The organism is Protofrankia sp. CiP1_Cm_nod4, from assembly GCF_982290645.1.
Genome location: NZ_CEVIVC010000005.1, coordinates 34,240 through 45,298 on the forward strand (window position 1 = coordinate 34,240; position 11,059 = coordinate 45,298).

Genomic DNA, 11,059 nt, shown 5'->3' on the forward strand with positions numbered 1-11,059 from the left:
ACGGGTGAGACTGGGTGGATGGAGCATCCGCTCAGGGTCCTCGTCGTGGACGACGAGGAGGCGATCACCGATCTTGTCGCCATGGCGCTGCGTTACGAGGGTTTCGACGTGCGCGACGGTGTGCGTCAGGGGATGGCGGACAGCGCCTGGTTGACCGCCACGGTGTCGAACCGCTCCGGGGCGAACTCGACGGCGTTGTCGACGCCCAGCCATTCCAGCTTCTCGTCGTGCTCGGGGTGGTCGGGATCCTTCAGCACCTGTAGCAGTTCGGCGTATCCCCAGATGCCGCCGCAGTCCTCCGGTGGGGCGGCGCGGCGCCCGCCGGTGCAGCGGGGATAGCGCACCGTCGGATCCGGGCTGAGGACCTTCTCCAGCAGGATGTCGTGTTCCCAGCTGTCACCGAAGTCGTAGGTATAAAAAATCTTGTCGTTCGCGGTGGGCACGACCTGTTCCAGCGTCACCGCGGCCTCGGCGCGGTAGCCCGGATCCGCGTCGGGGCTGCTGAAACTGCCATACTGGGTCTCGAAGACGTGAAGATGGGTGTCGTACCAGCCGAACGCGGCCTGGATGACGGTGTGCAGCCGGTCGAGCCGGATGTCGGCAGGCACCTCCAGCCGTCGCCAGATCGGCGGTTTCGTGCCACGCAGAACGACCTTGATCTGATAGACCGGCGCTGGCCCGGCCGCCTTCTTCCGTTTCGCCGGCAGCGCCGCCGACGGCGCGACGTCGGACGGGGCCAGTTCGAAGCCGCCAGGGATCAGCAGCCGCGTCAGGTCGGGGCCGATGTCGTCCTCGTCGTCGGTGGGATGCGGCGCGGGTGGTCTGCCGGGCTCCGGCAGAGTCGCCAGCCGGGCCCGTAGCAGCATCGCCAGCGCCGGATAGGCCGGGCTGTCGTCCTCGTCGTCGAGGAATTCGGCCAGGTTGAGAGCGACGTCGCCCGCGTCGTGTACCGCCCGCGCGGCGAGGGCGTTCTCGGCCTGCCAGCGGAACTCCTCCGGGCTGAGGTTCTCGGCCCTGATCCGGACGCCCTCGGAGCTGGCAGCGGCATGCAGCGTTTCGACCGCTTCGGGCAGCTTGTCGGCGTCGAGGAAGAGAACGTCGGCGGCGGCGCCGCAGTCGTTGCGGTCAACGTTGATGATGACGGCGTGCCCCCGCCCCGCCCGATGGAACGAGCAGACCAGTATCGAGGCCGTTTCCTGGTCGTCATCCAGGCGTTGGAAGCCATCGGCGGTCACCGGTGCCTGCAGCTCGTCCGCCCATACCGGGCGGGTGATGCCGGCCTCGGCCAGGCGGTCGGCGGCGTCGTTCGCGGCCGCGCCGAGACGGCCCGGCGAGACGGAGCCGATCGCCAGCAGCGTCGCCAGCGCCTCCACGGCGCCCGTGGACTCCAACGCCGGGACGAGCCCTTGCGTAAACGCCTCCTCGGCGTCCTCGCCGATCAGGTCGCTGGCTGAGACCAGCGTCGCGCCAAGGACTTCCGCCTCCATCGGATCGTCGATGGTGAGCAGGAGCTCCCCGTTCGTGGTCAGCTCACCGACGACCATCCCCAGCCCGTCGGCGCCCGAGCACGCCGGGCAGTCACACGTGCCCTGCGTGTCCGGCACACGTGACACGGCGGTGGGGCGTGACCTGGTCCTGTTGTTCCTGGTGGGGGGTTTCCGCCCGCTCCTACGGCCACGACTGCTGGGGCTCATGCGGTAAGTCTGCTCCCATCCGCCGCGTCCGGCTCACCCGGTTATCGCTCCGTCCACCGAGCGGGCGCGTCCTGGTCGGACAGCGGCTGTCTCCTCATCCGGCCTGGCTGTCGACGATGCCGGGACGCGGGGAACGGCGGAGGCGGGATCAAAGCCCGCGAACCCCAGCCCGATGACGAAGCCCGCGACCTCCTCGAGCTGGCGGCTCGACGGAGCCTGGTCGACGGCCCCATGAAGGCGCTCGGCGACTGGACACTCCAGCACGGCGACGAACTGCTGGACGCTCAGGAACACGCGCCGGAATTCTGACCCAACAGGGCTGACAGCCGACCACCGGACAATTCAGCGGACATGAGGCCGACGTCGCGGCCATCAGGGTTCTGCCCGCCGGCTCGGGGCAGGACCGCCGGAGCGTGGTTGCTCGCCGCCCTGGGCGGGACCGCCTGCCGATTCGTGCTCCGGGACCGGCGGAATCGACGTCGCGCCGCCGCGAGCTCTTCTTGCCGCCGGTGGTTCCGCTGCTGCCATTTCCGGTCAGAGTGTGCTGAATCCGCGTTGCAGCCGGGCCAGGGCGTCGTCGATCGCAACGACCGGGTCCTGATGCGGCGAGGACGGCGCGGGTCGCCTGGACGTGTCGAGCTGGCTGATCATCATGATGCCGATGATGGCGCCGGTGACCGCGACGACGTCGGGGTCGTCCGCCTTGCGTCCGGCCCGTTCCGCCACGGCCACGGTGAACTCGTGCGTGGCGGAGGTGAGGTGATCCAGGTGCGCCGCGCGGACCTCGGGTATCGCGGCGATGAGCTCGGTGCGGTGCTGCTCCAGGGCACGCTGGTCGGGACTCAGGGTGGCGTAGCCGGCGCGCAGCGCCTCGCGGAAGGCCGTGATGACGCCCTCGCCTGCCGGGCGGGCGCGGAAGTGGGCCAGCAGGTCGTAGTCGGCGGCGTCCCACAGGACCATGTCGGGCTTGGTCGGGAAGTGCCGGAAGCAGGTCCGCGCCGCGACCCCGACCTCTTCGGCGATCATACTGACCGTGGTCTCGGCGTATCCTCGCTCGGCGAAAAGCCGCAGCGCGGCCGCCTGGATCGCCTGCTTGAGCGCGATGGTCTGCGTCTGGCTCCACGATGGCCGCTCCCGCGACAATTACTCGCTCCCTTCGACAACGGTGTCAGCGCGTGCTGCGTCGATCATTGCCTCGCCACCCGCCTGGCTGACCGGCGGCGGCTGCGACGCGGCGGCGGTAGCCGTGGCGAGGACCGTACCGATCCCGGCGCCGGTGATCGAGGTCCAGGCGGACACGAACCCGAAACCGTTGCCCGTGCTCGTCGCGGACCCGAGTATCAGGCCGGCGCCCAGCACCGCGAAGCCGCCGACGAGCACCACCTTCGCGCCGATCGTCTTCGTGAGTGGCTCGGCACCGGTCGCGCCGACGGCGAGCCCGCCGAGCAGCGGGAGGAGCCGCAGGCCGGAGCCGATGGAGTCCACGCCGAGCACGGCCTGGAAATACTGCGGCAGGGTGAACAGCACCCCGATCATCGCCAACGAGCACAGGAAGGCCAGGACCGTGCCCCAGACGTACTCGGGGATGCGGAACAGGCCGATGTCGACCAGCGGCTCCCGCGCCCGAGCCGACACCGGCGCCGCGGGCAGGCCGCGGGTGAGGCGACGCTGCCAGAGCGCAAAAACGATCAGCAGCAGGGTGCCGGCCAGCAGCGCGGCGCTCACGACCGCCGAACCCCAACCACGGGTGCCCGCCTCGGCGCACCCGTAGACCAGCCCGGCCAGTCCGCCACCGAACAGAGTCATCCCCACGAGATCGAGCCGGCCCCGGTCTGACCCGCGGGACTCTGGCACCAGCGCCACCACCGCGACCAGCGCGATGACCACGACCGGCACGTTGATGAGGAAGACCCAGCCCCACCAGAACCGGTCGAGCAGCCAGCCGCCCAGAATCGGTCCGGTCGGCAGGGCCAGGAAGTTCACGCCCGCCCACACGCCGACCGCCCGGGAACGCTCGTCCTCGGCGAACATCACCGTGACTGCCGACATGGCCATCACCACGATGCCGGCCCCGGCGATTCCGCCCGCTGCGCGCGCGGCGATGAACATGGCCGCCGAGCCCGACCAGGCAGCCCAGGCCGAGGCGGCCCCGAAGGCGGCGAGAGAGGCGATCATCACCCGGCGCCGCCCGTACCGGTCGCCCAGCGACCCCAGCGGCAGCATCGCCACGGCCCAGGTCAGCAGATACGCCGAGGAAGAACCACACCAGATCTGTGGCCGAGGCATGCAGCTTCACCGCAAGCGTCGGCAACGCCACCGCCAGCACCGTCCCGTCCACGCCGACGGCGAAGACGGCCACCGCGACGCCGGCCAGCGCCAACCACTTCCGATCCATCCCGGCCCTCTTTTGTCACTCAATGTATATCTGTCAGTGGATGACACTAGCGCGGCGAATGACAGTCAGGCAGAGAATGACAGATAATCATCTCATCATGATCGCGACAGTCTGACCGGCGGCTTGCCGGCCGCCGCGGCACGGTCGGCTACGGTGATGACGTGGGACTGCACCTCGGTCAGCTCGACGAGGCCGACAGGCTGCTGACGAACGACCCGTTGGCGCTACTCATAGGCATGGTGCTGGACCGGCAAATTCGGTAAACAAGGAGCGGACCGGGACGTCGCCTCGAGATCCGTGTGTCGTCGACAACGGAAAGTGGCAGCGGTCTGGGTGGGTGCGTCGTGGGAACGAAGGTCGGGTCGCGGTGAGACATTGAGGCCGAATCATCCCGCCAACACCGCGGGCCGGGCTGCCGGAGCGAAGCACCACAATGGGCGACCGCGTCAGCATTTGACGGGCCAGAGCGTGCACCGGTATCGTGGCCAATACTTTCTCCCCTCCGTCCTCCGGGACTGGCGGGGCTTTTTTCTGGATCGGCTATGTCATGTCCCCGCGAGTCGCTGTCTTCCCCGGGACTGGCGGGACCGGAGTCAGTTCGGGATGGCTTCGTCGCACTGTGCCGCCCCTCGATCAGGCCGGCCGGCTTCAAGAAACGGCGTGGAACTCATACCGGCTCGCTCGTGAGGCGATACGCGGCATTAGGGTCGCTGTAGGTGGCGGTTGTTCTGGCGACCAGTCCCTCGGCGATCAGCTTGGTCAGCTCGTAACTAACCTGCCGATCGCCCAAGGAAAGGCGGGCGGCGATCTCCGCGCGGGTCAGTGGCGACTCGACGGCCAGGAGTTCCAGAACACGTTGTTTCCGTGTGATGGATTTACGAGTATCCCTGTTGCGGCCGGTCCTCACGTGTTGGTGACGCGGCTCGTGTTCAGGGAGTTCAGAGAAAAGTGTCGGGTGTGGATTCTCGGCCGCGTCGTCAAGGACGTACCTTGCCCATCGGCGCTGGTTGACCATTCTGACCACACCTCGTTGGACAAGATCCCCCAGCTCTCGACGAGCGACCTTGCTGTCTACCGCGAGTTCGATTCGGTACTCGTCGCTCGTCAGCGCCCGGCCAGTCCGAAGTACCGCGAGGGCCATCTCCTGTGTTGGAGAGACGCCCGGCTGCCCGAGCGAGTACAGCCAGGCCCGGGTGCTCTCGTCGAGCAAGGCCCTGTTTGGCATGATGACTCGAAAGTCGCTTATGTTGTCCTTGAACCTGGGCGGTACGAGCCCAGCCTGACGCAGGCTGTTCAGAACTGTGGGGATACCGGTCGCCCGCCCCTCGCACAGGGCCCTTCGATCGCGGTGGAAACGAACATTTTCGAGGATGTCGACGAGCGCCCGGTTACGAGCAGATGCGATGCTCTCGTCTCCCAGCCGGTCGATGGTGACGGGCCCGAAGAGCCCACCGGGCGAAATTACCTCGAGGCGATCGGGGTACATCTCGACATGGATGCGTGTCCCCCGGGACATCGGACTGTAGTCGCGGTGTGCTACAGCGTTGACCAAGATCTCACGAAGTGCCTCCAGTGGATACTCCCAGCGATCTTCCCTGCCAATCCCCGTCACTATTCCGCGCCGGCTCATTCGGGCGTTCAGGACGTCAAAAACTTCTGCGAGAAGAATCGGTGCTGGTCCTTCAAGAATCTTGTCATCGAGGAATCGCTGTCCGTCTGGACCGGGCTCGCCCTTGCGTGGTGTAGGGTACGTGGTCACCGTGATCGCGCATCCGCGCAGTGAGTCAAAACCCTGTGGATCCCGGCCCAGCGCGAGCAGTCCACCCAGGGACGGCACGAGCTTCTTTTCACTCAGTGCACTTCTTACCAGCACTCCGCACCGGCTAAGTAGATCTTCGTCTTCCCGGCGGGCCAAGGTCGGTCGGGACCGGCGAAGGTCCCGTAGATAGTCCGCGACGAGTTCGTCGTGCAGATCGGCTCTGCTTGCTTCTTCGACGGGTTCCTTGTCGAAAGTCGGCTGGCCTCGGTTGATCAACAGTTGGCTTACTTCGTACGACGTCAGTCGATGATCCCCGTCCGAGATGCGGATGTACGAGCCGTTAGGCTGCCCTTTGCCCCGGAGATAACAGGGCTTGTCCGCCGGGTTGAGCTCCGGCACCTCGGCGACGACAAGGGTCCTGTCCTCGAGCTCCGGCAGGCTGATCAGAGGCATGAGCGGCGGAACGAGGCCGTCCCGACACAGCCCCGCGATGTCGGCGGCGAGCTTCGCGGCATGCGCGCACCCAGTCGCCGCGAATCCGCGCGCCTCGTCGAGGCCCAAGATCAGGGTGCCGCCGCCCGGCGTATTCGCGAATGCGCAAAGTGTCTGTATGGTCTCACCCGGCAACTTGTCGGTTGACGCCAGCTTGACCTCAAGACCTGTGTCATCCCGGCCGATTCGGCGAAGCGAGACAACGATCTCGGCCAGTCCGTCCGCATCCATGCCATCGCCTCCCGAGAGCCTGACGCGAGCCTAGCACGATGTTGTAAGGCTACCGAAATCTTGTTAGGCTTCGTTAGGTACGCTACGCGTCGATACTCGGATGCTGAGGTGGAGTCGGGACGTCCGCCCGTGTTGACCTTGGGCGGGTAGGTGAACCGGCGACCGTGGCCCACCATGTGCACGATCGAAGGCTCTGGCTGGCCGTCGAAGGGAAATCGACGATGGGACTGCATCTGAGTCAGCTCGCCGAGGCCGACGAGCTGCTGAACCGCCGTTGCGGGCGAGACAGTGTTCGCCAGCCGGCGGCTGGCAAACGGCTTCGGTGATCCCTTCGACGAGCTGGCCCGCTACACGGCGCGCAGTGCGTCACCCCCCTTCGCCGCGCTCCTGACGATCGCGGTGTGCGCCATGCTCGGCGGCGCCCGCTCGTTCGCGGCGATCGGGGAATGGACCGCCGACCTCCCCGCGGATGCCCGCGCCGGTCTCGGGATCGCCGGGCGGATCCCAGGCCCGGTGACGATCTGGCGGGTGCTGGTACGGGTGGACCCGGCGGCGTCGGAAGCCGCGATCAGAGCCTGGATCCGGGCCCGCCTCGACGCCGTCGACACCGCCGGGCACCAGCCGCCACGGCGCCACCGCCGTGCGCGCCAGGTCCTCGAGCGGCCCGCGGTTTTCCGCGGGTCATTGGCACGTACCAGGTCAACCGATACCCAGAAGCCGTCCTTGTTGACGAAGACCGTGTAGTCCTCGATGTATGCCGCGTCGCCCATACCCGACAGCGGCTGGAGTTCGTGGCCGATGCCGCGCTCGGCGGTGAGATGGTTCTCTGCCGTTTCCCCGACGAAGACATCCACCGGATCGGCTCGGGATGGTGCCGGAGTAGCTCAATCGTTGAGGACGCAGTGACGGTCGTCGTGCGGAAGTGGTCGTGAGTGTGTCCTGCGCTCCCCGCGCTTGACGGGGTGCCCGCCGGCCGTTCAGCTCACAGGCATTTCTCCCCGCCGTCTTCCGGGGCTGGTGGGGATTTTTCTGAATCAGCCACATCATGTCCCCGCGAGTTGCAGTCTTCCCTGGGCCGACCTGCGCGCGGCGGGCGACGTCGCGCAGCGACGTCTGCACTCCCTGCTCCGCCAGCACGGCTCGCGCCGTGACGAGGATGTGGTCGTAGTTGCGGCGTGCGTCGGCGCGCCGCTCGCGGTGACCGGGCGGACTCGGCTGAGCGGTCATCTCACGCGCCCTCCCTGGCAATCGGAGCAGTGTTCCGTCTAATATTCGGAGCACTGCTCCGGACGTTGCTCCATCCGTCGGACTCCAGGGAAGGTGACCCGCCATGAAGTCCGTTCGCGTATATCGCACCGGTCCGCCCCGCGTGCTCCAGCTTGATGATGTGGACCGTCCCGAGCCCGGCCCGGGCGAGGTTCTCGTCCGGGTGCACGCCGCGGGCGTGAACCCGCCGGACTGGTACGCGCGGTCGGGCTTCAGCCTCATACCCGAGTCGATGCGGCCCGCGGTCCAGTTCCCGTTCACCCCTGGGACGGACGTGTCCGGTGTTGTCGTGGGGACCGGACCCGGCGTCACCGAGTGGGCCGAGGGCGACGAGGTCTTCGGCCTGCTCCGCTTCCCGACGACGGTGGGCGCGGCGAAAGGTTACGCCGAGTACACCACCGCGCCGGTCGGTGACCTCGCGCGCAGGCCGGCCGGAATCGACCACGTTCACGCGGCGGCGGTCCCGATGGCGGGCCTGACCGCCTGGCAGTACGTCGTCGACCACGCTGCCGTGACCCCCGGGAGCACCGTGCTGGTCAACGGTGCCGCCGGCGGCGTCGGGCACTTCCTCGTCCAGCTTGCCCGCGATCTCGGCGCCCGGGTCATCGCCGTCGCGTCCACCCGTCACGAGGACTTCCTGCGCGGGCTGGGGGCCGACGAGTACATCGACTACACGACGACCGACGTCGCGGACGCGGCAAAGGGCGTCGACCACCTGTTCGACACCGTCGGCGGCCCGCTCGGCCACCGTCTCACCCCGGCGATCAGGGACGGAGGAGTGCTCAGCCCGGTCTTCTTCGGCGACTACCGCGAGGAGGACCTGGCCCGGCGGGGCATCCGGCTCCTGGGCGGCCAGGTCCGCTCCGACGGCCGCCAGCTCGCCGAACTGGCCGGACTGCTCGACTCCGGTGCCGTCCGGGTCGCCGTCGACAGTGTCCACCGGCTCGCCGAGGCGTGGCGCGCGCACGAACGAGCCGAGCAGGGCCACATCCAGGGAAAGATCGTCCTCAGCGTCACCAGCGGATAGCTTCACCAGCGGATGAGGCGACCGGCGGATGAGCGGCCGGGCGCCGTCGGGTGCCACAGCCAGGACAGCGGCGAACGGCCGCCTGGCGGTGAGTGTCTACTCGTCGCCAGGCGGTAGGACCCCCTTGTCGGCGGCGAGCCGACAGGATGTCAGAAAGCCGAACATGCCGGTACCGTCCTTGCGCAGGAAGAAGTCCACCATCCCGGTGTTGAACTCGTGGCGGCGCGCGGCCGGGACGCTGATGGCATCCATTCCCCGGGACATGAGATGACCATTCATCATGTAGCGCGCGGTACGCTTGTTGCCGTCGTAGTAAAATTGTTGCAGCGAGCCGAAGAGAAAATAGGCGACGGCCTGCTCGAACTCGTCGTCGATTTCGGTGGAGAGGAACTCCAGCCCCTGAGAGAAGATGCGGCGCAGGTTCCCGCCGCCGTGCTCGGTGGCGGGCGGTAGGTAACGGCCGTGTTCTCCGAGGCTGACGCCAGGGGTGAGGGTCTCGCTGCCCTCACCGCGGAAATGGCCTGACTCCAGCGCCTCGTCTCGAGCGAGCAGGAACTGGAGCCTGTCGGAGACCTCCTTGGACAACCGGAAATCGTGCGTCCTGACGAGCCGGCCGAGCTCGCTCGCCGCCTCGGCGAGGTTCAGGATCTGACGTTCGTCGCTGATCTTCCGTCCGCCGACGGTGATCCCGTCCAGCAGCGTCTGGACCTCGGGGTAGGTGAACGGGTTGCCCTCGAGCACCGCCGCGTCCCACACGTACTCCGGCAGCGACCGCTGGAACCGCCAGACGGCGCGCTCGACCGAGAACCGCGGAATATCCCGGCTCACCATGGACCGATCCCAGGTGAATCCGAGGGCGCCCAGCATCGCCCCGCTCGTCGCCACGAATCGCACCTCCTCGGACCGTACGTGCTCGGACCGTACGTGACCCGCACGTGCCGCGAACCATGCCGTGATCCAACGATACGGCGACCACCGGGATCCCGGAGTGTCCGTCAGGCCGACCTGCCGGAGCTGGCCGGGCCACACGTCGAGTCCTCGGCGATGACGTGGAGCCGGTCAGCCGGCACGCTGACCGGCGGGCCGCCCGAGCCGGCTACTTTCAGGGCCGTGAGCCTTGCGCTTTAACCAGATCGAGGCAGCGGACGAGCTGCTGACGAACGATCCGTTGGCGCTGCTGATCGGGATGCTTCTTGACCAGCGGGTTTCGGAAGGATGGAGTGGGACGGGACGGTCCGCGTCTTCCTGGTAACGCATCGTTTGATCGGCGCGCGGCGCTTCGATAGGACAATCGAGGAGCCGGGGGTAGGCGGGGCGGATCGTCCCGTGGGGGGTACCATGGAGGAAAATTTTGCCTCCATGGTGGAAGTGGTTGCGGTGGCGCTGAACATCAAGAACGACGAGGCGCAGCGGCTTGGCCGTGAGCTGGCTGACCTGACCGGTGAGAGCATCGCGACGGCGGTGACCACGGCCATTCGCGAACGTCTCGACCGTATGCGGGCCGGCCCAGAAGCGGGCGAGCAGCGAGTTGAGCGGATTGTCGCTCTTGGCCGCCAGATAGCGGGTGCGGTTGCTGGGAGCAGGTTCGGCATCGACGACCTCTACGATGATCGTGGGCTGCCGGCGTGATCGTGGATTCGTCCGCCCTCGTTGCTATCATCCGAGCCGAGCCTGACGCGGCTGCTTACGCGGCGGCTCTTGTCTCGGCGGACACCGCCATGTCTGCCGTGAACTACGTGGAGGCGGCGGTCGTCGTCGACTCGGCTCGTGACCCTGTTGCGAGCCGCCGGTTCGACGAACTGGTAAGAGTGGCGGACATCGAGGTGGTGGCGGTGACGGCCGAGCACGCGACGCTCGCCCGGCAGGCCTACCGAGACTTCGGCAGGGGGAGCGGTAGTCCCGCCCGGTTGAACTTCGGTGACTGTTTCGCCTATGCGCTTGCGGCTGAACGACGGGAACCGCTGTTGTTCAAGGGCGAGGACTTCATCCATACGGATCTGGTCGCCGCCGACCTTCCCGACGAGCACGGACTGCGCTGAATTCGGCTCCGTTGCGCCCACCGGTGTCGGTGCGACGCGGCGACTCGGCCTCAGATCAGGGAAGGTGGGATGCTCGGCCACCTGCGAGACCCGTGGTCAGGCGGAGGCTACGGTAGCGACGTGGGACTTCACCTGAGCCAGGTTGCCGAGGCCGAC

General features: G+C 67.6%; 9 protein-coding genes and 2 pseudogenes. 6 read left to right on the forward strand and 5 right to left on the reverse strand.

Annotated features, from left to right (window positions below; genetic code table 11):
• Nucleotides 1–18: 18 nt before the first annotated feature.
• Nucleotides 19–111: pseudogene (locus AC5LSR_RS02335) on the forward strand (DNA-binding response regulator); the annotation flags it as partial.
• Nucleotides 112–125: 14 nt separating this feature from the next.
• Here AC5LSR_RS02335 and AC5LSR_RS02340 read toward each other — a convergent pair.
• From AC5LSR_RS02340 to AC5LSR_RS02350, 3 genes are all read right to left on the reverse strand, one after another.
• Nucleotides 126–1,544, reverse strand: coding sequence for a plasmid pRiA4b ORF-3 family protein (locus tag AC5LSR_RS02340; RefSeq protein WP_493468100.1), 1,419 nt, complete (start codon nucleotides 1,542–1,544; stop codon nucleotides 126–128).
• Nucleotides 1,545–2,228: 684 nt separating this feature from the next.
• Complete coding sequence (locus AC5LSR_RS02345; protein ID WP_250282984.1) at nucleotides 2,229–2,837, reverse strand: TetR/AcrR family transcriptional regulator; 609 nt, start codon at nucleotides 2,835–2,837, stop codon at nucleotides 2,229–2,231.
• A complete protein-coding gene (locus tag AC5LSR_RS02350; protein ID WP_250292664.1) occupies nucleotides 2,838–3,980 on the reverse strand; it encodes an MFS transporter in 1,143 nt (380 codons plus the stop codon).
• A gap of 270 nt (nucleotides 3,981–4,250) precedes the next feature.
• On the opposite strand from AC5LSR_RS02350, the pseudogene AC5LSR_RS02355 reads away from it, so the two are divergent.
• Nucleotides 4,251–4,346 (forward strand): annotated as a pseudogene (locus tag AC5LSR_RS02355) (HhH-GPD-type base excision DNA repair protein); the annotation flags it as partial.
• 410 nt (nucleotides 4,347–4,756) lie between these two features.
• On the opposite strand, the gene AC5LSR_RS02360 reads toward AC5LSR_RS02355, so the two are convergent.
• The gene (locus AC5LSR_RS02360) at nucleotides 4,757–6,571 is read right to left on the reverse strand and encodes an ATP-binding protein (RefSeq protein WP_250286661.1); all 1,815 of its coding nucleotides are present in this window, start codon (nucleotides 6,569–6,571) and stop codon (nucleotides 4,757–4,759) included.
• 288 nt (nucleotides 6,572–6,859) lie between these two features.
• Here AC5LSR_RS02360 and AC5LSR_RS02365 point away from each other — a divergent pair, with 288 nt between their 5' ends.
• Nucleotides 6,860–7,315: a transposase family protein gene (locus AC5LSR_RS02365; protein ID WP_250286660.1), complete on the forward strand. Its 456-nt coding sequence runs from the start codon at nucleotides 6,860–6,862 to the stop codon at nucleotides 7,313–7,315.
• A gap of 586 nt (nucleotides 7,316–7,901) precedes the next feature.
• The gene (locus AC5LSR_RS02370; RefSeq protein WP_250286658.1) at nucleotides 7,902–8,864 is read left to right on the forward strand and encodes an NADP-dependent oxidoreductase; all 963 of its coding nucleotides are present in this window, start codon (nucleotides 7,902–7,904) and stop codon (nucleotides 8,862–8,864) included.
• Nucleotides 8,865–8,960: 96 nt separating this feature from the next.
• On the opposite strand, the gene AC5LSR_RS02375 is transcribed toward AC5LSR_RS02370, so the two are convergent.
• The gene (locus AC5LSR_RS02375) at nucleotides 8,961–9,749 is read right to left on the reverse strand and encodes a Fic family protein (protein WP_250286656.1); all 789 of its coding nucleotides are present in this window, start codon (nucleotides 9,747–9,749) and stop codon (nucleotides 8,961–8,963) included.
• 453 nt (nucleotides 9,750–10,202) lie between these two features.
• Here AC5LSR_RS02375 and AC5LSR_RS02380 point away from each other — a divergent pair, with 453 nt between their 5' ends.
• Both AC5LSR_RS02380 and AC5LSR_RS02385 read left to right on the forward strand, forming a co-directional pair.
• The gene (locus AC5LSR_RS02380) at nucleotides 10,203–10,493 is read left to right on the forward strand and encodes a type II toxin-antitoxin system VapB family antitoxin (RefSeq protein WP_493464413.1); all 291 of its coding nucleotides are present in this window, start codon (nucleotides 10,203–10,205) and stop codon (nucleotides 10,491–10,493) included.
• Nucleotides 10,494–10,495: 2 nt separating this feature from the next.
• The gene (locus AC5LSR_RS02385) at nucleotides 10,496–10,903 is read left to right on the forward strand and encodes a type II toxin-antitoxin system VapC family toxin (RefSeq protein ID WP_250286663.1); all 408 of its coding nucleotides are present in this window, start codon (nucleotides 10,496–10,498) and stop codon (nucleotides 10,901–10,903) included.
• Nucleotides 10,904–11,059: the final 156 nt, after the last annotated feature.

Bases quoted from the DNA above. Each gene is read 5' to 3' on its own strand.
- AC5LSR_RS02370 (WP_250286658.1), top strand. From the start codon at position 7,902: ATGAAGTCCGTTCGCGTATATCGCACCGGTCCGCCCCGCGTGCTCCAG.
- AC5LSR_RS02340 (WP_493468100.1), bottom strand. From the start codon at position 1,544: ATGGTCGTCGGTGAGCTGACCACGAACGGGGAGCTCCTGCTCACCATC.
- AC5LSR_RS02360 (WP_250286661.1), bottom strand. From the start codon at position 6,571: ATGGATGCGGACGGACTGGCCGAGATCGTTGTCTCGCTTCGCCGAATC.
- AC5LSR_RS02350 (WP_250292664.1), bottom strand. From the start codon at position 3,980: ATGCCTCGGCCACAGATCTGGTGTGGTTCTTCCTCGGCGTATCTGCTG.
- AC5LSR_RS02380 (WP_493464413.1), top strand. From the start codon at position 10,203: ATGGAGGAAAATTTTGCCTCCATGGTGGAAGTGGTTGCGGTGGCGCTG.